Genomic DNA, 23,545 nt, shown 5'->3' with positions numbered 1-23,545 from the left:
GAGCCTTAGGCGAATACTTAAGTATGTGCTTAACAATCGTTCTGAGGTCGACCTGGATCTTGTGTTCCAGGCGCTCGCTGACCGTACTCGGAGGGCGATCGTTGCCCGGTTGTGCGAGGGGCCGGCCTCCGTGTCGGAGCTCGCGAAACCGTTCCCGATGAGCCTGCCGGCGATTGTGCAGCACCTCCAGGTCCTGGAAACCAGCGGCCTGGTGAGCAGCGAAAAAATCGGCCGGGTGCGAACATGCAGTGTCGTCCCGGCAACTGTACGGCTCGCGGAAAGCTGGCTCGGCGCCCGCCGGTCAGTAGGGGAGCGGCGCCTGGACCGCCTGGAGGCGTTCCTTGCCACGCAACCTGAGCCAAAGCCGGAATCCCATGAACGGCCACCCACCATCCCACCCAGGAGCACACCATGAGCACTCCCATTACCCACGCCAGCTTTACTCTGGAGCGCAAACTCAGCGTCCCGCCGTCGCGCGTATTTCAAGCCTTTTCCGATTACGAGAGCAAAAAGAAGTGGTTCGGCGGTCCGCCGGAATGGACCCAGGGGGAGTCCAGCCTGGACTTCCGCGTGGGCGGGCGGGAAACGGACGTCGGGGGACCCGAAGGCGGGTTCGTTTCCACCATGAACGCGATCTACCATGACATCGTCCAGGACCAGCGGATCGTCTACACCTACGAAATGCTGCTGAACGGCGAACGCGCGTCCGTCTCGCTGAGCACCGTGGAATTCGAAGCGGACGGCGAGGGAACGTTGCTCACCCTGACAGAACAGGGCGCCTACTTCACCGAGGAGGACCAGGTGGATGGGCGCAAGGAGGGCACCGAGGGGCTGCTCGATACCCTGCAGGCCTACCTCGAAGGTCACTGACGCTCCCCTTGCACCGGCGGCCTGGTGCCGCTGACCTCCTCTTTGCCGGGATCCTCCATTCAGAGCCCCTTAAGCGCCTGCGCGCACGGCCATCCTTCGTCTGACAAAAGCACATGTGGGGTATACGCTTCGAGAAATCTCTCGGCGTAGGTGAGGGCTATGAAGAAGTTTTTTGCCAGCGTTCCTGCTGTTCTATTTGCAGGAATGATGATTGCCTCGTGCGGTCCTAGCACGGGGGCCCCGAACCTAAGGCAGACATCACCGACGTCATCGAGTGAATGCGCCCAATTTGTGTCTGAGGCCCCTTGCGGCAAATACGCCAGCACCGCCGGGTCCGATGACGACAAACCAATCTCCTGGCTAACTGCCGGGGAGGTAACGGCACAACTGTCCAAACGCGATGGGGGTACATACCTGACGGTTGTGATGCCCTGCGGTCCGCTTGATGCCGTGGTAACTATTAAAGGCAACACCATGCGCTTGACGGGGCAGCGGGCCCTTGGCGCTTCAGGGTGCGAAGAGGGCAAAGGGGAAAGACGGGACTGGGTCCTTGCATTCCTTGAGGGCGATGTGGGGCTGGGATACAGCAGCAACACCTTGACCTGGACGAACGGCAAAGACTCGATTTCTTTCGTCACCCTCTGAAGTTCCCTGCGGCTGCGCCACCAGTATTCTTTTGATGAATTGCATCTGATGCAGGCTGGCAAGGCACCAGCTACTCCGTCGAAATGAACCGATTGAGGGCTGCTGTAAAAAGGTCCGGCGTTATATATGTCATGTAATCGATCTCCATCGCCTCCTCGGTGAGGCGGTTCCATACCGGACGGCCGTACGAGCAGACGACAACAGACTTCAAACCGTGGCTCCATGCCTTGATGACGGCGTCGAGACTCTTCCGCTCACTCTAGATGGCAGGGCTTCCCCACGCTGTGTAGCCGGTGAGGTCTGGAATTTCTTCCCCCATATCGGTCACAACGGTTGAGGGGTCGACCGCCCAGTCATTGCCGGTCCATTCCAGAATTACCAATCCCCGGACAAGCGAATCCTGCATAGCGACGACCATCTGGATTCGTGCTCTGTCCTGGTGGTCCATCACGATCCGGTACCCCGTTATCTGTGGAACCGCTGCCGGTGGGGACTTCGCTTTGCTGCGCAAAACCTCCAACACCGAACTCTTTTCAGGCGACTCCTCGGCATAGCTATTGACCATTGCCGCCGTTCCGTCCTGCCATGCGACCGACAGCATGTGGGCAGCAGCGATCAGAGCACCGGACGGGCTATGGGAGAAGCATTTGGAAATTACATCGGTTCTGTCGGCCGGCCCGAACGTCGTCGGAGCAAACGGCACAGCCACTTTCCGGTCCATTGCCCACTCTGCGTCAGGACCAACGGCAGGAACTGACTGATCCCCTTCTGGGAGGAGAAGGCAGGTACTCCTCGTAGCTTTCGTCACATCTGGCGTGGGTACTGAGCCTGGGGCAGGGGACACAGGACCCTGTGTGACCGTCGGCTCCCGGGGAGCAGCACTGTCGGGGTCATCATTGGGGCCGAGACCTTGAAGCACGAAGAATGCGGTCACTATTCCGACAAACGCGACTACTGCCAAAGCAACTCTGCGTTTTTTCGACCACCGCGGACTGACAGACGTCGACTCTTGCTCCGGCATGTAAACCCCCATATTGAGCGCAGGGGATCGCCGTTAGTGACCCCCGTAGCTTGGCTACACCCAAGACAACAAGATCTAGTCTGTGTAAGCAAGCACCGGGCAAGCTGCCTAGCTCAGGCAGTGCAGAACTTGTGAATCGCAGCGTCATTTTGGCGTTGTTCTGTCAGGGGTAGATGGCGGACCTTTCAGGCATCCCGGACCAACGCACCGGGATTAGGAAACACGCCCTAGTCCGCCGTCGGGACTTTACGGAGCCCGACGGCGGCTAGGACGGCCGCTGCAGCCATCAGGACGAGTGCGATGGCTGCAGTGATGTGGACACCGGAATCGAACGCCGTGCGGGATGCCTCCCGGACAGCTTCGGAGAGCGGAGCCGGCAGCATATTGGCCAGTTCCATTGCCCCCGCCAGGGTTTCGTGCGCCTGATGCGTTGCTGTTCCGGAGGCTGCCTCCGCCAGTCCGGCAGGAAGCCTCAGGTTGTGCTGGTAGGACGCGGTGAGGATGGAGCCCAGGACCGCCGTGCCCAGCAGCGACCCCACCTCATAGCCCGTTTCTGAGATGGCCGCGGCTGCGCCGGATTTCTCTGCCGGCACCGAGCCAAGGATGAGGTCGTTAGAGATGGTCTCCGCCGTTCCCACACCGAGGGCCAGGATAAGCAGGGCGCCAAGCAGCAGGGCGGGCCCGGCGCTATGGTCTCCGAAGGTGACCACGCAGTAGCCGCTGGCGCTCAAGGCAAGCCCGGCTGCGACCACAAAGCCCGGCCGGATCTTCCGCACCAGCGGAACCACCACCAGTCCGGCCGTCATGGTGGCGATCAGGGCCGGGATCATGGCCACTCCGGCGGCCGATGGCGACATTCCTTCCAGTAGCTGAAGGTGCTGGGCCAGGAACAGAATGAAACCGTTGAACGAAAAGAGCGCGAACACGTTCGCGGTTATGGCGGTGCTGAACACCCGGTTGCTGAACAGGGACATATCCAGCAGTGGGCTCGCCAGCCGCCGCTGGCGCCGGACGAAGACCGTTCCCATAGCCATGCCGAAGGCGATGATGCCAACCTGGGCTATGCCGATGCCTTCGGTGGCTATCACCTTGATGCCATAGACAACCGGCACCATGACCAGCAGCGAGAGCACGATGCTGGGCACGTCCACCCGGCCGGGAGACGGATCTTTGGATTCGGGAATGTAGGCGGGGCCGAACGCCAGCAGTGGCAGCATGATGGGCACGGCAACCAAAAGCACCGCTCCCCACCAGAACTGCTCAACCAGCCACCCTCCGAAGATGGGCCCCAGTGCGGCGCCGCCGGAGAAGCTGGCGGCCCAGATGGCCACGGCCAACCGGCGCCGGTTGGGATCAGGAAATATGTTGCGGATCAGTGAAAGCGTTGATGGCATCAGCATGGCGCCAAAGAATCCCAGTGCGGCCCGGCCGGCAATGAGCCATTCAGGGCCGGGAGCGAAGGCTGTTGCCGCTGAGACCGCGGCGAAGCCGATGGTGCCGATGAGCAGCAGCAGGCGGCGTCCGATCCTGTCGCCCAGGCTGCCCATCGCCACCAACAACCCAGCCAGGACCAGCGGATAGGCATCCACGATCCACAGGAGCTGGACGCCGCTGGTTTCCAGGCTGCGCGCAATCGCCGGGAGGGCGAACGTGAGGGCCGTGTTGTCGACGGCGACGAGCAGCACCGGGAACATCAGCAGACCGAGTGCCAGCCAGTCGCGCCACGGAGCCCTGGGTGCTTCGAAGGCTGCCGAACGCACTGCGCTATCCGGACCTTGGCCGATGCCGCGCGCCGAACCGGTGTCCTGGCTGCGGGTGTCCCGAAGGAAGGTGTTGGACCTGGTCATGGCTTAACTATACCGTCTGGACGGTACAGTTAAGAAATGGCCGTCCTGAAGCGTGCATGATTAGAACCATGGCCAGAAAACCCGTAGCCCGCGAGGCTGTTCTTGACGCCTTCGAGTCGCTGCTGATCGAGGTGGGGGAGCGTGCCGCCACACTTGATGCGGTTGCCAGGCGGGCCGGGGTCTCCAAGGGTGGGCTGCTCTACCACTTTCCCAACAAGGAAGCACTGATTGAGGTCCTGCTGGACAGGCTGGACGAACTGGCGGCGGCAGACGCCGACGCCATGGCCGCCGCCGAGGAGGGCGCTGCCGCCTACTTCATCAAATCTTCCGTCTGGGCGGACACCCCACTGGACCGCGCGGTGGTGGCGGCCACGCGACTTGCCGAGGTGGCCCACGAGGAAACACGGCAGCGGTTCGCAGCCATCCAGCAGCGCTGGCTCCAAGAGATTGCCCAGGATGTTGGCCCGGCCATGGCCAAACCCGTGCTTTACATGGGTGACGGCCTGTACTTCAACGCAATGCTCTCGGTGGGACCCGTGCCGGCACATGAAACCGCGGACCATGTCGGGGCACTGCTGGCGGCGTTGGAGCGGCTCCGCGGCTGAACCGGCAATTTTGAGCTCGCGCCATTTGCCCCAACACCACAGGCATAGGACAATTGGACTCTGTGGTGGCTCTCAATGGCCGCGCTCAATCAGCAAACAAAATGAATATGCCTTTGATCTGCGGCGGGAGAGTTCTGCCAGTAGGTACACGCAGGCGCCGTAGGAGCAAATCCTCCCCAGGAATCTCGCAGGCCCATGTACCGCCGCGGCGAGGCAACTCTGGAAAGTAGCAGGCCGTCCGCCTGGATTATCCCGGATCGCTCCGGAATGCCAGGACTGCTGTGCTCACCGACGGTGCAAGGGCGGGCCTGCGCAAGCAGGCAACGCGGAAACTCTCAGGTCCAATACAGAGCGGGGAGGAACCGAATCGATGTGGCGTACCCTGCGCCGCCTTAGTTATGGAGTTCCTTGTGACTGTCATTCCGGCCTCCCCCATCCAGGCCTCCGCCATCCCCGCCGCCACATCCTTCGTTGACCGGCACATCGGTGCCCGCCGCCAGGCCGACGTCGACGCCATGCTCAAGGCAGTCGGCTACGACACGGTGGACGCCCTGGTGGACACGGCAGTCCCCAAGGACATCCGCCAGGACTCTCCGCTGGAGCTCGCGAAGGCCCTGAGTGAGGTGGAAACCCTCGCCGAACTCCGTAAGCTCGCGGCCAAGAACAAGACGGCCGTCCAGATGATCGGGCAGGGCTACTACGACACCGTGACGCCGCCCGTGATCCGCCGAAACATCCTCGAGGGCCCGGCCTGGTACACCGCGTACACGCCGTACCAGCCGGAAATCTCCCAGGGCCGGCTCGAGGCGCTGCTGAACTTCCAGACCATGGTCCAGGACCTGGTGGGCCTGCCCATTGCCAACGCGTCACTCCTGGACGAGGCAACGGCCGTGGCTGAGGCCGTGCTCATGATGCGCCGGGCAAACAAGAACAAGACCTCGAAGGACGGCAAGACGGTCCTGGACGCAGACTGCCTGCCGCAGACCATTGCCATCGTGAAGGGCCGCGCCGAGGCGCTGGGTTTCGAAGTTGAGGTTGCGGACCTGTCTAAAGGGCTTCCCGACGGCGACATCAACGGCGTCGTCCTGCAGCAGCCCGGCGTCTCCGGCCGGGTCTGGGACCACACAGCGGTGATTGCCGATGCCAAGGAGCGCGGTGCGCTGGTCACCGTCGCCGCTGATCTCCTGGCCCTCACCCTCATCACTCCTCCGGGCGAGCAGGGTGCCGATATCGCCGTCGGCTCCACACAGCGCTTCGGCGTCCCGCTGTTCTACGGCGGACCCCACGCCGCCTACATGGCAGTGCAGAAAGGCCTGGAGCGGTCGATGCCCGGCCGCCTGGTGGGGGTCTCCAAGGACTCCGCCGGCATTCCGGCCTACCGCCTGGCGCTGCAGACCCGTGAGCAGCACATCCGCCGCGAGAAGGCCACCTCCAACATCTGCACCGCCCAGGCGCTGCTGGCCATCGTGTCCTCCATGTACGCGGTGTACCACGGCCCGGATGGCCTGAAAGCGATCGCCCAGGTCACCCACGGCCATGCGAAAACCCTGGCGGCGTCCCTGAAGGCCGCCGGCCTGGACGTGCTGCACACCAGCTTCTTCGACACAGTCACCGTCTCCGTGCCGGGCAAGGCCTTCGAAATCGTTGCCGCCGCTGAAGCCAGGGGCATCAACCTGCGCAGCATCGACGCCGACACGGTCGGGTTCTCCACCGATGAAACAACGACGGCGGCAGTTGTCGACGGCGTCCTGGCCGCCTTTGGTGCCACCCGGGTCGACGCGGCCGACGGCACCGACATTGCTTTCTCCCTGGATGCCGCCGTCGGACGTTCCTCCGACTTCCTGCAGCACCCGGTGTTCAACACGTACCGCTCCGAAACCCAGCTGCTGCGCTACATCCGCAAGCTTTCCGACCGGGATCTGGCGCTGGACCGCACTATGATCCCGCTGGGCTCCTGCACCATGAAGCTGAACGCCACGGCCGAGATGGAGGCCATCTCCTGGCCGGAATTCGCCTCCATCCACCCGTTGGCGCCTGACTCCCAGACCGAGGGCTGGCGGGAACTGATCGCGGACCTGGAAGCGCAGCTGACCGAGATTACCGGCTACGACCAGGTGTCCATCCAGCCCAACGCCGGCTCCCAGGGCGAGCTCGCAGGCCTGCTGGCCATCCGCGGCTACCATCTGTCCCGCGGGGACGAGCAGCGCAATGTTTGCCTGATCCCCGCCTCGGCGCACGGCACCAACGCCGCCTCTGCCGTCCTGGCTGGCATGAAGGTGGTAGTGGTGGCCACGGCGGCGGACGGAACGATCGACCACGCCGACCTCTATGCCAAGATCGAGGCAAACAAGGACGCGCTGTCCTGCATCATGATTACCTACCCGTCCACCCACGGTGTGTACGACGCCGACGTCCGCGAGGTCTGCGACGCCATCCACGCTGCTGGCGGCGAGGTGTACATCGACGGCGCCAACCTCAACGCGCTGGTTGGCCTCGCGCAGCCGGGCAACTTCGGCGGCGACATCTCGCACCTGAACCTGCACAAGACCTTCTGCATCCCGCACGGCGGCGGCGGACCGGGCGTCGGACCGGTGGCAGCCAAGGCGCACCTTGCCCCGTTCATGCCGGGCAACGCGGTCACTTGGACGGAAGGCAACGACGTCCCGATCTCCGCGACCAAGTACGGTTCCGCCGGAGTCCTGCCTATCTCCTGGGCTTACGTGAAGCTCATGGGCGGCCAAGGCCTGACCGAAGCCACTAAGTCCGCGCTGCTCGCGGCGAACTACATCGCAGCGCGCCTCAACGATTTCTTCCCCGTGCTCTACACCGGCGAAGGCGGGCTCGTGGCGCACGAGTGCATCCTGGACCTCCGCCAGCTCACGGCGAAGACCGGCGTCACAGCCGAGGACGTAGCCAAACGGCTCATCGACTACGGCTTCCACGCGCCCACGCTGGCCTTCCCTGTTGCGGGCACTCTCATGGTGGAGCCCACGGAATCCGAGGACCTTGGCGAGATGGACCGCTTCATCACCGCGATGATCGCGATCCGTGCGGAGATCGACCAGGTGGAACGCGGCGACTTCACCGTGGCGGACAGCCCCCTGCGTAACGCACCGCACACCGCGGCTGCAGCCATAAGCACTGACTGGGACCGTGCGTACCCGCGCGAACAGGCTGTGTTCCCGGTGCACTCGCTCAGGCAGGACAAGTACTTCCCGCCGGTAGGCCGCATTGACGGTGCCCTGGGCGACCGGAATCTCATCTGCTCCTGCCCGCCGCTCGAAGCGTTCGAGGACGCCACAGAAGACTTCGAAAACTGAGGACTGCCATCATGACTGAGAACTTCACAGCACTCTACGAAGAGCACAAGAAACTTGGTGCGTCCTTCACCGACTTCGGCGGCTGGCAGATGCCGCTTAAGTACAGTTCCGAGCTGGCCGAACACCATGCCGTCCGCAAGGCCGCAGGCATCTTCGACCTCTCCCACATGGGCGAAGTATGGGTCACCGGCCCTGACGCCGCCGCGTTCCTGGACTATGCACTGGTGGGCAAGATCTCCGCGATGGCCGTGGGCAAGGCTAAGTACTCGCTGATCTGCAACGATGACGGCGGCATCATCGATGACCTCATCACATACCGCCGCCCCCCGGCCGCAGGCACGGGAAAAGGCGGCACTGATGTGTTTCTGGTGGTCCCCAACGCGGGCAACGCCAAGGTAGTTGCTGCGGCACTGGCCGATAGGGCAGCTTCCGGCCAAGAGGGTGGCTTTGACGTGATAGTAGACGACGTCTCGGCTGTCACCTCGCTGATCGCCGTCCAGGGTCCCAAGGCCGAGGAGCTCCTCCTCCGCCTGGTCCCCGCCGCACAGCACAGCCTGGTCACGGAGCTCAAGTACTATGCCGCGGTGGAGGTGCCCTTCCTCGTAGGCGGCGCCGGACAGGACCTCCTGCTGGCCCGTACCGGCTACACCGGAGAGGACGGCTTCGAGATCTTCATTGATAACGACGACGCCCCGGCCCTCTGGCAGGCCATCGTCGCCATCGCCGACGAAGGGGAGCTGACGCCGGCAGGTCTTGCCTCGCGCGATTCGCTCCGCCTCGAGGCCGGCATGCCGCTTTACGGCCACGAGCTTTCCCTGGATGTCGACCCGTTCGCCGCCGGACTCGGCCCCGTCGTCGCACTGTCCAAGGAAGGCGACTTTGTGGGCAAGGCCGCGCTCGCAGCCAAGAAGGAGGCAGGAGCGGGCACCACCGCCGGTCGACGGCTCGTGGGCCTCAAGGGCCTGGGGCGCCGCGCCGGCCGCGGGCACTACCCGGTCCTCAAGGACGGCGCGGTGGTTGGTGAAGTCACTTCCGGCCAGCCCAGTCCCAGCTTGGGCTACCCCGTGGCGATGGCCTATGTGGACGTACAGCACACCGAGCCCGGCATCGCCCTGGACATTGACCTGCGCGGTAAGGCAGAGCCGTTCGAAGTCGTGGCACTTCCGTTCTACAAGCGCACCCAGTAGCCGGGTACTCGGTGGCTGGGTTCGGGACCGGCGGACCGGACTTTTCACGCGTGCTGCGCCCCACCGGCACCCTAGCCTCGCAAGCTCGGCCAGGGAACCCTGCCGGTGTGGGCCCACTTCGTCGCTTTGATGCACGCTTTCGAAAAGTCCGGCTCCGCCGGCCCCTCGTGGGAGCGTTCCGCTGCGCGGGTGGACCCCCTCCCCGAACCCGACCAGACTCTTAGTTAGGAACCATCATGGCTGTTGGAGTTTTTGACCTCTTTTCCATTGGTATTGGGCCGTCGAGTTCGCACACGGTGGGGCCGATGCGGGCTGCTGCGGTGTTCGCGGAGGAGCTGAAGTCCTGCGGGGTGCTGGCGGGGGTGGCGTCGCTGCGGGTTGACCTGTATGGGTCGCTCGCGGCGACCGGTCATGGTCACGGCACCATGACCGCCATCCTTCTTGGGCTGGAGGGTTTCCATCCGGAGCTGATTCTGCCGGATGAGGTGGAGGAGCGGTTGGCTGGGATTGCCGAGACCGGGGTGCTGCAGCTCGCGGGTTCGGTGCCTCTGCCGTATGGGGTGAAGGACATGGTGCTGCGGCCGTTGACCATCCTGCCGAGGCATACCAACGGCATGACGTTTACGGTGTCCGACGCGGAGGGTGTGGTGCTGCACGCGGCGACGTTCTTCTCGGTGGGTGGCGGGTTCATTGTCCGCGAAGGCGAGGAGGACGCCGCGCTGCAGGAGCTGGAGGAGTCCAAGAAGGTGCTGCCGCTGCCGTTCCGCACCGCTGCGGAACTTTTGGAACACTGCCGGGAGACCGGGCTGGGCATCAGTGAGGTGATGCGGGTCAATGAAGAGGACAGCAGGACGGTCGAGGAGATCCGGGACGGTCTGTTGCACATCTACTCGGTGATGGAGAGCTGTGTGGACGTCAGCCTGAAGCGTGAGGGCGTGCTGCCGGGCGGGCTGAAGGTCCGCCGTCGTGCTCCTGACTGGTACGACCGGCTGAAAAAGGAAAGCTCCCGGCCGGACAGTGAAGGCGGGGACGAGGACTTCCATGACCCGAAGTATTGGCAGGAGTGGGTGAACCTGATCGCTCTGGCCGTGAACGAGGAGAACGCTTCCGGCGGGCGGGTGGTCACGGCGCCGACGAATGGGGCGGCGGGGATCATTCCGGCGGTGCTGTACTACGCGCTGCATTTTGCGCCCGGGATGGAGAACGCCAGCCAGGAGGACCGCGACGACGTGGTGGTGAAGTTCCTGTTGACGGCGGGCGCTATCGGGGTGCTGTACAAGGAGCAGGCGTCCATTTCCGGTGCGGAGGTGGGCTGCCAGGGTGAGGTGGGTTCGGCGTCGTCGATGGCGGCTGCGGGGCTGGCTGAGGTGATGGGCGGGACGCCGTCGCAGGTGGAGAACGCCGCGGAGATCGCGATGGAGCACAACCTTGGCTTGACGTGTGATCCGATTGGCGGGCTGGTGCAGGTGCCGTGCATCGAGCGGAACGCGATCGCTGCGGCGAAGGCCATCAACGCGGCCAAGATGGCGCTCTGGGGTGATGGCTCGCACCGTGTCTCGCTGGATGAGGTGATCGTGACCATGCGTGAAACCGGCAAGGACATGAGTTCCAAATACAAGGAAACGGCCATGGGCGGCCTCGCCGTCAACGTCGTGGAATGCTGAACGGCTCAATTGTTGATAGCGGCCCAGGCGTTTAGTCCAGACAGGGCCGAAAGCTGACGTTGGCGGGGTCCACGGCGGCATGTCCGCGGTGGCAAACCAGCCGTTCACGTTGGCCACGACTGGCAAGCTGCCCAGGCCGGCCACAACCGCAGAAGCCACGAGGAAGCCCAGCAGCATCGGCAACTGCCTAGCGGTTCCCCGTTTGCCCGTTCCCCTGCTGCCGGACACCGGCTCACTAACGTCTGGGGATTCTACGGAAGGGGACCGCATCCTTCCACCCTTGCGAAGCGCGAACCCGGAGTCAAGGCGGGAGGCCGCAGCGGCCTGCTGGAATGCCCTGGCCGGATCAGGCTTTAGACTTGTGGCTGTATGCCCGCCCGCCGCCTCACCCACAGACCTCACCCACAGACCGCGCACAAAACCCTGAGATTGGACCCGGCCCCCTTGCGAGAATTCACCGCCCGCTTTGCCACAGCCGAAGAGATTGAGAACTGGGACAAGCACATCACGGCCAACCCGAACGGCGGCAACATGCTACAGTCGGCGGCCTATGCGTCGGTGAAGAACGGCCACGGCTGGGGTGTCCGCTTCCTGGTCCTGGAATCCGCGGGAGCCGCCAGCTATAACCTGGTGCTGGAGAAGAAATTCCCGGCGCTGGGCCGCCTCTGGTACCTCATCAAGGGGCCAGACCTGTCCGCCGTGGAGGACCTCAAGCCGGCGCTGGAGGCGTGCGCTGTCTTCGCCCGGAGCCGGAAGCTCAACGTCTTCGCCATCAAGATCGAGCCGGACATCGAGGCAACCGGCGAAGCTCACGCACACTTGGCGGCCTCAGGCATGCTGAAGGCTCCCAACATCCAGTCCAACGACTCCACCGCGCTGCTTGATATCGCCCCGCCTGAGAACCAGGTGTTGAGGTCCATCTCCTCCCGCGCCCGCAACGCCATCCGCCGCGCCGAACGTGAAGGCTGCGAAGTGGTCCAACGGGAACAGAGCCCGGAAACATACCGTGCCCTTTACGAGCTGATGGCGGACACTGTCAAGGCAAAGGGTTCCATGCCGCTGCGCAGCTTCGAGTACTACTCCTGGTTCTGGGACGAGTTCTGCAACCGGGGCCAAGGCAACTTCTTTTTCGTCTATGAGGACGGGAAGCCGAGCGTAGGTGCCTTCGTCATCAACTTCGGGTCGAAGGCAACCTACAAGGACGGCGGGTCGACGCAAAACCGGAAGCAGTACGGTGACTCCCACTTGGTCCAGTGGGCTGCCATCCGCCGGATGAAGGAACTCGGCTGCACCGAGTATGACTTCTGCGGTGCCCCTCCCGCGGCCAGGATCAAGGACACATCACACCCGCTGCATGGCATGGGCATGTTCAAGACCAGCTTCACCAAGACGGTCACCGATTTTGTGGGCTGCTATGACTACGTCCTGGCTCCGCTCAGGTACCGTCTGTGGGTCAAGGGTGCCGAACGCATCTTCCGGCGGCTCGAAACCATGCGCACCGGCGGCCAGTTCTACTGACCCTGCGCCTGCCCACCCATCCATCAACGAAGGTCAGCGCATGCCACAAGCCGACAGCACATCCATAGGTGAGGAAACTTCTGTGAATCCGATCAAGGCCGGGACCGAGCTCGAGTTGGCCGTCCTCAGTGACGCCGAATTCGAGTCCTTTTCCCTGAACCATCCACAAAACAACTTCATCCAGTCCGCCGACTTCACCCGCTTCCAGCGTTCACGCGGACAGGTCGTGGAGCTTTTCGGCGTCAGGCGCGATGGTGAGCTGGTCGCAGCCGGAAAGCTGAACTACACCACAAACCGCTTTGGCTACAAAGTCTGCGAGTGCGCCAAGGGCCCGCTCCTGGACTACGCGGACGCTGGGCTGGTGCGCGCCGTCGTCGAACTCCTTAAGCAGCGGGCCGCACAGCGCAAAGCCGCCGAGCTAAGGATTTCCCCCAACCTCCTGTACATTGCCCGCGACGCAGACGGTGCCGAGCACCCGGAGATCCAGGACAACCGGCCTTTGATCGCCGAACTGGCGGGACTGGGCTTTGAGCACCAGGGCTCGGACATGAACTTCGCCAACGTCAACTGGATGTTCATCAAGAAACTCGACGGCATCCAGGATCCCGAAGAGCTCATCATGGGCACCAGCTACCGGACCAGGAAGGCCATCCGGAAGGCCGAGAAGAACGGCGTGTTCCTGGAGCAGGCCACCCTGGAAACCCTGGATGAGTTTTACGACGCGCTGAGCACGGCCGGGGATGAAAAGGGCTTCATCTATCGGGAACGCGAATACTACGAACAGCTCCTGCGGACCACGTCGGCCGAATTTACCAAACTCATGATGGCCAAGATCGACATCCCCGCGTATCGGAGGTCCATCACCGAACGGCTCGACGCCGAGTCCGTGACCGCCGCCGAGCTGCGCCGCGAGGTCGAGGAGACCGGCAGCAAAAAGAAGGCCAACCGGCTCAAAGTGGTCCAGGACCTCGTGGACAGTTACGAGCGCAGCCTTAAGGACATCGAGCGGTTCCCGGATTCCGTGGGCGTGGCAACTGTGGCGGCCATTCACTTTGTATGCTTCGGCGATGAGGTGGTGTGCGTCATTGGCGGGACCAAACAGGACTATATCTACTTCAACGGCGCCACTTCGCTGTACTGGGGGATGATGCTGCATGCCCTGGAGAAGGGCTACTCCCGGTACAACTTCTACGGCACCTTCGGCATCGAGGGCCAGGATGAAGAGGGCCACGGCGGCTACGCCTTCAAGAAAGGTTTCGGCGGGGAGGTGGTCCAGTTGCTGGGCGACTTCGTGATGCCCGTGCGTCCGCTCGTGTTCCAGGCCAACCGCCTGGCCCGGGCGGCCGTCATGGCGGCCCGCACCTTGCTGGGCAAACTGCCCCTCAAGGGCAGGGCCTGACACCACCTGCAGCAACAGACATCAGACGAGCGGGAGGAGGACCCAGCGTGAAGGATCGACCCGAAGACCGCCGAACCAGGCCGCATACCGACGGACTCCCTAAGACCGAGCCGCTTTCGCCCTCCCAGCTCCGCCAGAACGCGGCGGCCAAGAGGATGCTGCGGCGCCTGGTCCAGGGGGAGAACCCGCCGACGGCGCCCCTGAGCATTGTGGACCGGCTCGCCGGGAGCCCCTACGCCAATCCGCTGATCCAGGTGGGAGGAGTGGACACCTCCGCGCGCAAAACCCTGGACTTCTCCCTGCACCTGGCCGAGACCATGTTCCGGTACGGGGCTGGCGCCTTGGAGGTGGAGACGAGCATCATCGCCGTCACCGCAGCGTTGGGTCTGAAAAACATCGAGGTGGACATCACCAACCAGTCGGTGGCCCTCAACTACTCTCCCAAGGACCAGACGCCCATTACGCTGCTGCGCGTGGTGCGTTCCTGGACCAACAACTACGCAGGACTGGCCAAGGTGCACCAGCTGGTGACTGACATCGTGGCCGGGGGAGTAGGCAGGGACGAGGCCATCCGCCGGCTGGACGAGGCGATCACGAGCCCAAAGCCTTTCCCGCGCTGGATGGTCACCATGGCCTTCGGCGTCTTCGCCGCCCTTTACGTGGGCGTGCTGGGTGGCGATCCAGTGTCATCCGCAGTTGCCTTTGTGATCAACATCGGAGTGAGCCTGCTGGCCCGCCGGCTGGGGCGGTGGCGTGTCCCCGACTTCTTCACCACGGCAGCGTGCTCATTCGTGGTGACGTTTGTGGCCCTGCTGCTGTGGCAGTTCAAGCTGACCTCCGAACCGGCAATCGTCGTTGTCGGCGGGATCCTGCTCCTGCTGCCCACCGGCCGTCTGGTGTCCTCAGTGCAGGATGCCATCAACGGCTTCCCCGTGACAGCCGCCGGGAGGTTCCTGTCCACGATCCTCACTTTCGGTGCGCTGGTGGCCGGGATCGCCGCCGCCTTCGTGCTGGGTTCCATGACGGGGATGCCGAAGATTGACGTGACGACGACGTTCGCGCCGGCATACGACCTGTGGGTGCTGGTGATCTTCATTGCCGTTGCAGTCATGGCCATCGGGATTACGGAGCAGACGACCTGGAAGCTGCTGGTGCCCACGGCCGCCGTCGGGATGGCTGGATACCTGGTGCTGCTGGGTGCGGAGTCACTGGGCATCGGGGACAGGTTCTCGCCGGCACTGTCCGCCATAGTGATCGGGCTGCTGGCACGGGTCGTTGCACTGAAAATGGGGGCTCCGCAGCTGGTGGTGGCCGTGCCGGCGGCCCTGATCCTGCTGCCGGGACTGACAATCTTCCGTTCGATGTACGTGCTGACCATTGAGGAATCGGAGATTCTGCTGGGCGCGGGCGGCATGCTCAACGCAGGGGCTATTGTGCTGGGCGCAGCCGCCGGAATCGTGCTCGGCGACACCTTGGCCAGACCCCTGACGCGCAGCCTGGCGAGCAACGAGCGACGGCGGGCCCGCCGGCGGTAGCCCTCCCTGGATTTCCTTGCCTGGACCTGCCAGTTTAGATCTGCCCCACGGGGAGCTTCTTCTCGGCCTGGAAATCGTCCTCAACCCGGCCTGTGGCCCAGTAGCCGGACAGGGAAACCTGCCTGCGTTCAAGCCCGCGCTGGACGAAAAACACGTCCCGCAGGGCCTTCATGTAGCCGCGCTCCCCGTGGGCAAAGACATCAACCCTGCCGGCCGGCCACTCCGCGTTGGCGACTGCTGACACCAGCAGGTCGCCGGTGCCCGCCGGTGCGCCGTTCCGCCGCAGCCAGGTGATGTCCACGCCGGTGGGGGCTGAGATTGGCTGGATCTCGGCGTCGCTGTCCACCTCGAGGAACGCGAGGCCGCGCGCCTCCGGAGGCAGGGATTCCAGGCATGCGGCGATGGCCGGCAAGGCCGCTTCGTCGCCGGCAAAGAGGTACCAATCGGCATCAGTCGCCGGGTTGTAGGCACCGCCCGGGCCTGTAAATGTCAGGGCGTCGCCCGGGCGTGCTGAGGCGGCCCATGGCCCGGCCAGCCCCTCGTCGCCGTGGATGACGAAATCGATGGCGAGCTCCCTGGCTGCGAGGTCCACCCACCGGACGGTGTAGGTGCGGGTAAAGGGCCATTGCTCGCGGGGCATGGTTTCCCGAATGGTCCACAGATCCAATGGCTGGGCATAGTGCACGCCCGGCTGCGGGAAGACAATCTTGACGTAGCGGTCCACGAAGTTGTTGTTGACGTAGCCGTCAAAGCCGTCCCCGCCGGCAATAATCCTGACCATGTGCGGCGAGAGTTCCTCGCGGCGGAGCACCGTGAGGTTGATCTGGGGACGGCTCTTCTTGGTGGCGCTGGTGGCCGCGGGGACTGTGCTCATAAGGCAACCCTAAGCTAAGGAACCTGGGGGAGTTCCCAGGTTACGCCGGCGCAGCTTTGCTCCTTCAGCAGCTCGTTTACGCGGCTGAAAGGCCGGGAACCGAAGAAGCCGCGCGACGCCGACAAGGGGCTGGGGTGGGCGCTGGACACCACTGCCGTGCCGGAAAGGAGCTGCCGCACGGTGTCTGCATCTTTGCCCCAGAGCACGGCCACCAGCGGGGGCCTGCCGCCGTCCGCTGTCCGCCGGTTGGCGACGGCGGTGACCGCCGCCGTCGTAATCTTCTCCCAGCCCTTCCCCCGGTGCGAACCCGCGGCACCTGCCCGTACGCTCATCACGCGGTTGAGGAGCAGGACTCCCTGGTCCGCCCAGGCGGACAGGTCCCCGTGGACACGGGCGGGGATGCCGAGATCGGCCTCAAGTTCCCGGTAGATGTTCGCCAGGCTCCGCGGGATGGGGCGCGTGCGCGGATCAACGCAGAAGGACAGGCCGACGGCGTGGCCAGGCGTCGGGTAAGGATCCTGGCCAACAATGAGAACCTTGACTTCCGCCAGCGGCTGGCGGAACGCGCGCAGAACGTTCGACGGCGTGGGGAGCACCTGGTGCCCCGATGCGGTTTCGGCGGCAAGAAAGTCAAGGACCGCCCGGAGTTCCGCCTCCACGCCGCCCAGTGCCTCGGCCCAGTCAGCGGCCATCAGCTCACCGAGCGGCAGCCGTGCCATCTCCGTAAAGCCGATGGACTCCACCGAAACCGGTTCCAGCTCGAACAGCGGGTCAAAATCAAACACGCTCCCATTCTCGCAGGGATCCGTGCCCGCGTAACGCGGCGTAAATGACAAGGTTGTTATTCGTCCGTAGCATGGGGGTGGGACTTTTACCCTAAGCATTGAAGGAGAGTCGTGGCAGAAGCAGCTCGGGAACATCTGCCGGAGCAGGAAGAGCGCGGTTCTGTGCTGGCGGACTTCACCCTTCGTGACTCGCCGCTGAGCGAGCGTGACCAGCAGATGCTCGCTCTGGAACGGCAGTGGTGGAAGTACGCCGGGGCCAAGGAACAGGCCATCAGGGAACTCTTTGACCTGTCGGCGACGCACTACTACCAGTTGCTGAACGCGCTCATTGACACTGAGGATGCACTGGCCCACGATCCCATGCTGGTCAAGAGATTGCGTAGACTACGTACGTCGCGTCAGCGGGCACGTACTGCACGCCGCCTGGGTTCCGACGCTCATTAGGACCGCGCTGAGCCATCAGCGGCAATCAACAAGGACGTCTCGCCACCATGACCAAATACGCTCGGGATGAATTCGACAAGGTCCCGGAGACCGCCTCGCGCCAGGGTGTCCACCGTGCCGCGGGGACGCCTTCACGGCGCAGGCTGTGGCCCATCCTCGCGGTAGGCATCGCTGCCCTGGCCATCGGCCTGGTTTCCTTCCTGATCCTGCCGAAGCTCGGCTTCACGCCGGCCGGCAGTCAGGCCTCCTCGAGCTTGGAGTCCGCCGCGTCGCCGGAAGCCAGTGCTGAGGCAAGCGACACCCCGCAGCCCTCGTCAAGTGCAGAACCGTCGACAAGCCCCGAAGCCGTGCCCAGCTCCACACCCAGCCCGACGCCTTCGTCCGCTGTGGTGAACAAAACCGAAGGCGTCGCGGTCTACAACGGATCCGGAACAGCCGGGCTCGCTGTCCGCGTGAGTTCGATAGTCCAGTCAGACGGCTGGACGCTGGGCCAGGTAGGCAACTGGGGTGGCGCGCCTCAGAAGACGTCGGTGATCTTCTACTCCGGCACCGCGCAGAAGGCCAACGCTCAGTCGCTCGCCAAGCTCCTGAACATCCCCACCATTGTGGAGAGCGCCGAATTCCAGGTCCCGGTGGTTGTGGTGCTTGGCCCTGGATTCAAGTAAAAGTCCCGGTTACGCCTGAATAACTATTGGCTGCCGACGCGGCCGGTGGCTCGGCCCGTCCCCGGGCCATTGGCTAGAGTAATTTCAGGCTTCGGTTCGTAAAAAGCGGCACACAGTGGCGTGGGCCTTGCGGACGCTACTGAAAGAGTGGACATCATGGCACTGGGAACCGTCAAATGGTTCAACGCCGAAAAGGGCTACGGCTTCATCACCGTTGACGGGTCAGGTGACGACGTGTTTGTCCATTGGTCGGCCATCCAGGGTGAGGGCTACCGGGCCTTGGACGAGGGGCAGCGCGTGGAGCTGGAAATTGGCGAAGGCGAGAAGGGCCCGCAGGCCGAAAGCGTCCGGCCGGCCGAGTGAAGATCTTCATTCCCACGTCCGCCACCTTCCGGACAGCCATATGCCGGGCCGCCGTTGGTGCAGCGACCGTGCTGGTGCTGGCGGGGTGTGCTACCGCGGCAGGCAATGCCCGGCTTGACTCTGTGGAAGCGTCCGGTGACGGAACGCTTCGCGTGGGTCTGATCCTGGACAATGCCGGGCAGCAGGCCTTCCTTAACGATTCAGAGCTTGCCGCGGCCAAACTCGCCGTGCAGGAAATCAACGCCGCAGGCGGACTCAAAGGCAAACCCGTTGAGCTGCTTCCTCAGTCTGCCGGTGAAGACTCTGAGGCCCAGGCTAAGAAGCTGCTGACAGCCAAGGCCGATGTGGTGATCGGGCCGACCGATTCCAGCCACGCGCCGTCCGTCATTGATGTCCTGTCCCGGGCGAGGGTCCCGCTGATCTCACCGGCAAACTCGGCTGCGGGCCTGAGTAAATACAAGAACGGCGGCTATTACTTCCGGACGGCGGCGGCCGACGTCGCCCAGGCGTCGGTGCTGGTGAAGCTAGCCAAGGTTGGCGGCGCCAAGAGCCTTGCGGTGGTGTACCAGGACGGCGCCTACGGCAAGGACGTTTCCGCTGCTGTGGCCAGCGCCGCCAGGAATGCAGGCCTGGATACTCTTTCCACAGCAGGATTTAAGCCAGGGGACGCACGGCAGGCTGCAGCCGCGGCGCAGAAGGCAGCACCGGACGCCGTGGTGCTGATCGCGCGCGACGCGGCCCAGGGAGCCATCGCCGAACTGAACAACGCAGGACTGTCCGGCAGCAGGATTATCCTGAGCGACGGCGCCTTTGTCCAATACGGTTCCGGCCTCGGCTCCAAAGCCCTGGATGGGGCCCGGGCGATTGCTCCCGGAGTGTTCCCCTCGGCGGACTTCCAGGCGCGCCTCATCGCCGTGGAGCCCCGGCTGAAGGACCTGTCCTTCGCTGCCGAGACCTTCGACGCCGTGAACCTGGCTGTCCTGGCAGCCTCAAAAGCGGATGACGACTCTGGGCGGTCCATCGCTGCCAACCTGATCGCCGTATCAGGCGGCTCTCCCGGTGGTACGTCCGCGGAGCAGGCGGGCAAACCGTGTACCTCCTTCAAGGACTGCCAGGCCCTGCAAAAGTCCGGCTCCGGAATTGATTACGACGGCGAATCCGGGCCGATTGCCTTCGACGCCAACGGCGACATCACCACAGCGAACTTCATGGTCTTCACCTACGGGCCGGACAACAACGCCCATGTGACGGGACGCGAGGCAGCCGGCCGGTCGGCAGGCTGATCGCCGGCAGCGAATAGGCCGCCCGGGGAGCTATTTCTGATGCCTTTCGCTTGCACTCTCACCCATGGAGTGCTAATTATTGTGTTAGCACTCTTACGTACCGACTGCTAAAGCAAAGCCCGGTTTCGGCCGGTTGCGGAGCCTCGGCGCCAGTGCGTGGAGCGAAAGAAACACCTTGCTGGGGTGAGATCCCGATCCGGCGGCATACAGAGGCCGGTGGAGAAGGGTCGTCCGTCGCGGGCACCGCAGTTTAGGTTCATTCTTAACGACTGTCCCGAAAGGACTACTGCCGTTATGGCCAAGATCATTGCATTTGATGAAGAGGCACGCCGCGGTCTTGAGCGGGGCCTGAACATCCTCGCCGACGCCGTCAAGGTCACCCTCGGCCCGCGTGGACGCAACGTCGTCCTCGAAAAGAAGTGGGGCGCCCCCACGATCACCAACGATGGTGTTTCCATCGCCAAGGAGATCGAGCTGGACGATCCTTACGAAAAGATCGGCGCCGAGCTGGTCAAGGAAGTTGCCAAGAAGACGGACGACGTGGCCGGCGACGGAACCACCACGGCTACCGTGCTGGCCCAGGCCCTGGTCAAGGAAGGCCTGCGCAACGTTGCGGCCGGCGCTGACCCGCTGTCCCTCAAGCGGGGCATCGAGAAGGCTGTTGAAGCTGTCACGGTGGAGCTGCTTGCCTCTGCCAAGGAAATCGAAACCAAGGAAGAGATCGCGGCCACCGCATCCATTTCCGCCGGTGACGACGAAATCGGTGCCCTCATTGCCGAAGCCCTGGACAAGGTCGGCAAGGAAGGTGTCATCACGGTCGAGGAGTCCAACACCTTCGGCCTGGAGCTTGAGCTCACCGAGGGCATGCGCTTCGACAAGGGTTACATCTCCGCGTACTTCGTCACAGACGCTGATCGTCAGGAAACGGTCCTCGAGGACCCGTACATCCTGATCGTCAACTCCAAGATCTCCAACGTCAAGGAACTGGTTGCTGTCCTGGAAAAGGTCATGCAGTCCAACAAGCCGCTGCTGATCATTGCCGAGGACATCGAGGGCGAGGCCTTGGCCACCCTGATCGTCAACAAGATCCGCGGCACATTCAAGTCCGTTGCCGTCAAGGCTCCGGGCTTCGGCGACCGCCGCAAGGCCCAGCTGGCTGATATCGCCGTCCTCACCGGTGGCCAGGTCATCGCCGAGGAAGTCGGACTCAAGCTGGAGACTGCCGGCCTGGAACTCCTGGGACGCGCCCGCAAGGTTGTTGTCACCAAGGACGAGACCACCATCGTTGAAGGTGCCGGCGACGCCGACCAGATCGCCGGCCGCGTTTCCCAGATCCGTGCCGAGATCGAAAACTCCGATTCCGACTACGACCGCGAGAAGCTGCAGGAACGCCTGGCCAAGCTGGCCGGCGGCGTTGCAGTCATCAAGGCCGGTGCCGCAACCGAGGTTGAGCTGAAGGAACGCAAGCACCGCATTGAGGACGCTGTCCGCAACGCGAAGGCTGCAGTTGAAGAAGGCATCGTCGCCGGTGGTGGCGTTGCACTCATCCAGGCCGGCGCCAAGGCGTTTGCCAACCTGAACCTGACCGGTGACGAGGCAACGGGCGCCAACATCGTCCGCGTCGCCATCGACGCTCCGCTGAAGCAGATCGCCTTCAACGCCGGCCTTGAGCCCGGCGTCGTCGTGGACAAGGTCCGCGGGCTGCCCGCAGGCCACGGCCTGAACGCAGCAACCGGCGAATATGTCGACCTGCTGGCCGCCGGCATCAACGACCCCGTCAAGGTGACCCGCTCTGCACTGCAGAACGCGGCGTCCATTGCCGGCCTGTTCCTCACCACCGAGGCTGTAGTGGCCGACAAGCCGGAGAAGAACGCTCCGGCCATGGGTGGCGGGGACGACATGGGTGGCATGGGCGGCTTCTAGCCTCACCAGCCGGAACCTGTTCCGCGCACAAAGAGTGCGGCCCCCTCGTGAGAGGGGGCCGCACTCTTTGTGTCCTGAAGGGTCTTGTTGGCTTTACTTACGCGCCGATGCCAGCATGCCCTCAACTTCCTTCTTGAAGTTCTCAGCCGCGGCCTTCGGGGTCTGCCTGTCATACAGGACTTCGTCCGTGAAGCGCTTGATCACGTTCTGGACGCTGCCTGCCCCGACTGGCGGCACGGGAGGAGCATCACTGATGTCCGGTGCGACGTCCTTGAGGAAGCCCACCACAGTTGTGTCGGCAGGCTTCAGGGCTGGGCTGATGCTTTCAACGATCTCCGAATTCGCCGGTACGCCGCGGTCGGTCATCAGGATAGCGCCGGCCGCAGGGCTATTGGCAAGATAGTTGATGAACGTGGCGGCCGCATCCGGGTGCTTGGACCGCGACGAGGCTGACCAGAACATGGTGGGCTTGAAGTACATGCCGTTGTCCGCGGACTTGCCGGTACTGCTGGGGGCGCGAAGCATCTTGATGTCGCTGCCCGTGGTGCTTTGCAGCGAGCCCAGCTGGTTGGTCCACCACCAGGCCATGCCTACCCTGTTGGTGCCGAAGAGACTTTCCTCCAGGCCCGCACCGGAATCCTCCGTGGCCACGGTGGCGGGCGGGCTGGCCTTGGAATCGCGCTGTTCCTTCAGCCGTTCCCAGAAGGAGGCAGCCGTGGCGGTATTGAAACCAAGCCCGCCGCCCTCGGAGTAGAGGTTCTCGCCGTGCTGCCGCAGCCAGATGATGAGGTCGGCTTCATTGCTGCCATAGGCGGCGCCGTAGCTCTTTCCATCACCTGCTGCGCTCAGCCTTGCAGCGGTGTCCATGAAGTCATCCCATGTCCACATGGTGTCGTCAGGGACCGGAACGTGGGCTGCCTCGAAGACCTTGGTGTTCGCCATGATGACGTAGGCGTTCTTACCCGTGCTCAGCCCGTACTGGGCATCGTCGTATTGGCCGGAGGCAAGCTGTTCCTTGTCCATCTTGGAGATATCAATGCCGCTCTGGTTGGACAGGTCCAGGAGTGCGCCGCGTCCGCCGTATTCGGCAATGTACTTCTGGTCCATCTGGATGACGTCCGGAGCGTCATTGGCTGCGGTCTTGGTGGCGAGCTTGTCCCAGTAGCTGGCCCATTCTCCCGGCTCCGATTCGATCTTGATGTTGGGGTGTTCGGCTTCAAAGGCCGAGATGGCCTTTTCCGTCTGCGCGTTGAGGTACTCGTTGCCCCACCAGGCGAACCGCAATGTAACTTCCTTATCGTCACCCGAGCCGGCGGATGCACCACAGCCTGTGGCGAGGAGCGAAAGAGCTACGGCAACAGCGCCGAGCTGGAACTTCCTCCGGCCCATAGTTCGAATCTTCATTGACGCGCCTTCCTGTGCCTGTGAACATGAATCCATTTGTGCCCCCGCGCAGCATCAGTACCGGCGGAGAAGACAACCGGCGAGAAAACGGTTTCTCAGCCTGGGATTCGATTGTTCCGCGCTTTTCGGTCGTCGTCAATAGATCCGGGTAAGCGGTTTCTCGGCCATAGCAAACCGTGCGGAATGTGAAGGT

The 23,545-nt window shown here is 63.7% G+C and carries 20 protein-coding genes, 1 pseudogene and 1 riboswitch; of the genes and pseudogenes, 15 read left to right on the top strand and 6 right to left on the bottom strand.

Annotated features, from left to right (window positions below):
- Window positions 1–25 precede the first annotated feature (25 nt).
- The 3 genes from J7E83_RS13725 (at window position 26) to J7E83_RS13715 (ending at window position 1,515) form a co-directional block, all read left to right on the top strand.
- Window positions 26–415: a helix-turn-helix transcriptional regulator gene (locus tag J7E83_RS13725; protein ID WP_214962948.1), complete on the top strand. Its 390-nt coding sequence runs from the start codon at window positions 26–28 to the stop codon at window positions 413–415.
- Entirely contained in the window at window positions 412–870 is a 459-nt protein-coding gene (locus tag J7E83_RS13720) for an SRPBCC family protein (protein WP_214962946.1), read from the top strand. Before J7E83_RS13725 ends, J7E83_RS13720 begins: the two co-directional genes overlap by 4 nt.
- Window positions 871–1,029: 159 nt before the next feature.
- Window positions 1,030–1,515 carry a hypothetical protein gene (locus J7E83_RS13715; RefSeq protein ID WP_214962944.1) on the top strand — a complete coding sequence of 162 codons (486 nt, stop codon included), beginning with the start codon at window positions 1,030–1,032 and terminating at the stop codon, window positions 1,513–1,515.
- A 259-nt stretch (window positions 1,516–1,774) separates the two neighbouring features.
- On the opposite strand, the gene J7E83_RS13710 is transcribed toward J7E83_RS13715, so the two are convergent.
- Together J7E83_RS13710 and J7E83_RS13705 are read right to left on the bottom strand one after the other, a co-directional pair.
- Complete coding sequence (locus J7E83_RS13710; RefSeq protein WP_214962942.1) at window positions 1,775–2,236, bottom strand: hypothetical protein; 462 nt, start codon at window positions 2,234–2,236, stop codon at window positions 1,775–1,777.
- 527 nt (window positions 2,237–2,763) lie between these two features.
- Window positions 2,764–4,383 carry an MFS transporter gene (locus J7E83_RS13705; RefSeq protein ID WP_214962940.1) on the bottom strand — a complete coding sequence of 540 codons (1,620 nt, stop codon included), beginning with the start codon at window positions 4,381–4,383 and terminating at the stop codon, window positions 2,764–2,766.
- A gap of 68 nt (window positions 4,384–4,451) precedes the next feature.
- Between J7E83_RS13705 and J7E83_RS13700 the strand changes: the two genes are divergently transcribed.
- The 4 genes from J7E83_RS13700 (at window position 4,452) to J7E83_RS13685 (ending at window position 11,159) form a co-directional block, all read left to right on the top strand.
- Entirely contained in the window at window positions 4,452–4,988 is a 537-nt protein-coding gene (locus tag J7E83_RS13700) for a TetR/AcrR family transcriptional regulator (RefSeq protein WP_214962938.1), read from the top strand.
- Between the two features lie 114 nt (window positions 4,989–5,102).
- Window positions 5,103–5,201, top strand: a riboswitch (glycine riboswitch).
- Window positions 5,202–5,386: 185 nt separating this feature from the next.
- Complete coding sequence (gene gcvP / locus J7E83_RS13695; protein WP_214962936.1) at window positions 5,387–8,308, top strand: aminomethyl-transferring glycine dehydrogenase; 2,922 nt, start codon at window positions 5,387–5,389, stop codon at window positions 8,306–8,308.
- Window positions 8,309–8,319: 11 nt separating this feature from the next.
- On the top strand, window positions 8,320–9,495 hold the full coding sequence (gene gcvT, locus J7E83_RS13690) for a glycine cleavage system aminomethyltransferase GcvT (protein ID WP_214962934.1): 1,176 nt from the start codon (window positions 8,320–8,322) through the stop codon (window positions 9,493–9,495).
- 236 nt (window positions 9,496–9,731) lie between these two features.
- Complete coding sequence (locus J7E83_RS13685) at window positions 9,732–11,159, top strand: L-serine ammonia-lyase (protein ID WP_214962933.1); 1,428 nt, start codon at window positions 9,732–9,734, stop codon at window positions 11,157–11,159.
- A gap of 45 nt (window positions 11,160–11,204) precedes the next feature.
- Here the strand turns inward: J7E83_RS13685 and J7E83_RS21430 are convergent.
- A pseudogene (locus J7E83_RS21430) lies at window positions 11,205–11,336 on the bottom strand (tryptophan-rich sensory protein); the annotation flags it as partial.
- Between the two features lie 267 nt (window positions 11,337–11,603).
- Between J7E83_RS21430 and J7E83_RS13675 the strand changes: the two are divergent.
- From J7E83_RS13675 to J7E83_RS13665, 3 genes are all read left to right on the top strand, one after another.
- A complete protein-coding gene (locus tag J7E83_RS13675; RefSeq protein ID WP_251043842.1) occupies window positions 11,604–12,677 on the top strand; it encodes a peptidoglycan bridge formation glycyltransferase FemA/FemB family protein in 1,074 nt (357 codons plus the stop codon).
- 82 nt (window positions 12,678–12,759) lie between these two features.
- A complete protein-coding gene (locus J7E83_RS13670) occupies window positions 12,760–14,076 on the top strand; it encodes a peptidoglycan bridge formation glycyltransferase FemA/FemB family protein (RefSeq protein WP_214962929.1) in 1,317 nt (438 codons plus the stop codon).
- Between the two features lie 47 nt (window positions 14,077–14,123).
- Complete coding sequence (locus J7E83_RS13665; protein WP_214962926.1) at window positions 14,124–15,611, top strand: threonine/serine exporter ThrE family protein; 1,488 nt, start codon at window positions 14,124–14,126, stop codon at window positions 15,609–15,611.
- A gap of 34 nt (window positions 15,612–15,645) precedes the next feature.
- Here J7E83_RS13665 and J7E83_RS13660 read toward each other — a convergent pair whose 3' ends face one another.
- Together J7E83_RS13660 and J7E83_RS13655 are read right to left on the bottom strand one after the other, a co-directional pair.
- Entirely contained in the window at window positions 15,646–16,485 is an 840-nt protein-coding gene (locus tag J7E83_RS13660; protein ID WP_214962924.1) for a siderophore-interacting protein, read from the bottom strand.
- Between the two features lie 14 nt (window positions 16,486–16,499).
- The gene (locus J7E83_RS13655; protein ID WP_311379678.1) at window positions 16,500–17,270 is read right to left on the bottom strand and encodes a uracil-DNA glycosylase; all 771 of its coding nucleotides are present in this window, start codon (window positions 17,268–17,270) and stop codon (window positions 16,500–16,502) included.
- 111 nt (window positions 17,271–17,381) lie between these two features.
- Between J7E83_RS13655 and J7E83_RS13650 the strand changes: the two genes are divergently transcribed.
- From J7E83_RS13650 to groL, 5 genes are all read left to right on the top strand, one after another.
- Window positions 17,382–17,714 carry a DUF3263 domain-containing protein gene (locus J7E83_RS13650; RefSeq protein ID WP_214962922.1) on the top strand — a complete coding sequence of 111 codons (333 nt, stop codon included), beginning with the start codon at window positions 17,382–17,384 and terminating at the stop codon, window positions 17,712–17,714.
- 47 nt (window positions 17,715–17,761) lie between these two features.
- Entirely contained in the window at window positions 17,762–18,379 is a 618-nt protein-coding gene (locus J7E83_RS13645) for a LytR C-terminal domain-containing protein (RefSeq protein WP_214962920.1), read from the top strand.
- A 156-nt stretch (window positions 18,380–18,535) separates the two neighbouring features.
- The gene (locus J7E83_RS13640) at window positions 18,536–18,742 is read left to right on the top strand and encodes a cold-shock protein (RefSeq protein ID WP_131134153.1); all 207 of its coding nucleotides are present in this window, start codon (window positions 18,536–18,538) and stop codon (window positions 18,740–18,742) included.
- Complete coding sequence (locus tag J7E83_RS13635; RefSeq protein ID WP_311379676.1) at window positions 18,739–20,025, top strand: ABC transporter substrate-binding protein; 1,287 nt, start codon at window positions 18,739–18,741, stop codon at window positions 20,023–20,025. The genes J7E83_RS13640 and J7E83_RS13635 overlap by 4 nt, the downstream gene beginning before the upstream one ends.
- Before the next feature lie 294 nt (window positions 20,026–20,319).
- The gene (gene groL / locus J7E83_RS13630; protein ID WP_131134151.1) at window positions 20,320–21,948 is read left to right on the top strand and encodes a chaperonin GroEL; all 1,629 of its coding nucleotides are present in this window, start codon (window positions 20,320–20,322) and stop codon (window positions 21,946–21,948) included.
- Between the two features lie 93 nt (window positions 21,949–22,041).
- Here the strand turns inward: groL and J7E83_RS13625 are convergent, their stop codons facing one another.
- A complete protein-coding gene (locus tag J7E83_RS13625) occupies window positions 22,042–23,352 on the bottom strand; it encodes an ABC transporter substrate-binding protein (protein WP_214962918.1) in 1,311 nt (436 codons plus the stop codon).
- Between the last annotated feature and the right edge of the window lie 193 nt (window positions 23,353–23,545).

The organism is Arthrobacter sp. ISL-48, assembly GCF_018613805.1.
Lineage (GTDB): Bacteria > Actinomycetota > Actinomycetes > Actinomycetales > Micrococcaceae > Arthrobacter.
Note: the sequence above shows the minus strand (reverse complement) of the source record. Positions and strands in the feature narration are given on the sequence as shown.

Bases quoted from the DNA above. Each gene is read 5' to 3' on its own strand.
- gcvP (WP_214962936.1), top strand. From the start codon at position 5,387: ATGGAGTTCCTTGTGACTGTCATTCCGGCCTCCCCCATCCAGGCCTCC.
- J7E83_RS13715 (WP_214962944.1), top strand. From the start codon at position 1,030: ATGAAGAAGTTTTTTGCCAGCGTTCCTGCTGTTCTATTTGCAGGAATG.
- J7E83_RS13660 (WP_214962924.1), bottom strand. From the start codon at position 16,485: ATGAGCACAGTCCCCGCGGCCACCAGCGCCACCAAGAAGAGCCGTCCC.
- J7E83_RS13700 (WP_214962938.1), top strand. From the start codon at position 4,452: ATGGCCAGAAAACCCGTAGCCCGCGAGGCTGTTCTTGACGCCTTCGAG.
- J7E83_RS13720 (WP_214962946.1), top strand. From the start codon at position 412: ATGAGCACTCCCATTACCCACGCCAGCTTTACTCTGGAGCGCAAACTC.
- J7E83_RS13705 (WP_214962940.1), bottom strand. From the start codon at position 4,383: ATGACCAGGTCCAACACCTTCCTTCGGGACACCCGCAGCCAGGACACC.
- J7E83_RS13625 (WP_214962918.1), bottom strand. From the start codon at position 23,352: ATGAAGATTCGAACTATGGGCCGGAGGAAGTTCCAGCTCGGCGCTGTT.
- gcvT (WP_214962934.1), top strand. From the start codon at position 8,320: ATGACTGAGAACTTCACAGCACTCTACGAAGAGCACAAGAAACTTGGT.
- J7E83_RS13645 (WP_214962920.1), top strand. From the start codon at position 17,762: ATGACCAAATACGCTCGGGATGAATTCGACAAGGTCCCGGAGACCGCC.
- J7E83_RS13640 (WP_131134153.1), top strand. From the start codon at position 18,536: ATGGCACTGGGAACCGTCAAATGGTTCAACGCCGAAAAGGGCTACGGC.
- groL (WP_131134151.1), top strand. From the start codon at position 20,320: ATGGCCAAGATCATTGCATTTGATGAAGAGGCACGCCGCGGTCTTGAG.
- J7E83_RS13710 (WP_214962942.1), bottom strand. From the start codon at position 2,236: ATGGACCGGAAAGTGGCTGTGCCGTTTGCTCCGACGACGTTCGGGCCG.
- J7E83_RS13685 (WP_214962933.1), top strand. From the start codon at position 9,732: ATGGCTGTTGGAGTTTTTGACCTCTTTTCCATTGGTATTGGGCCGTCG.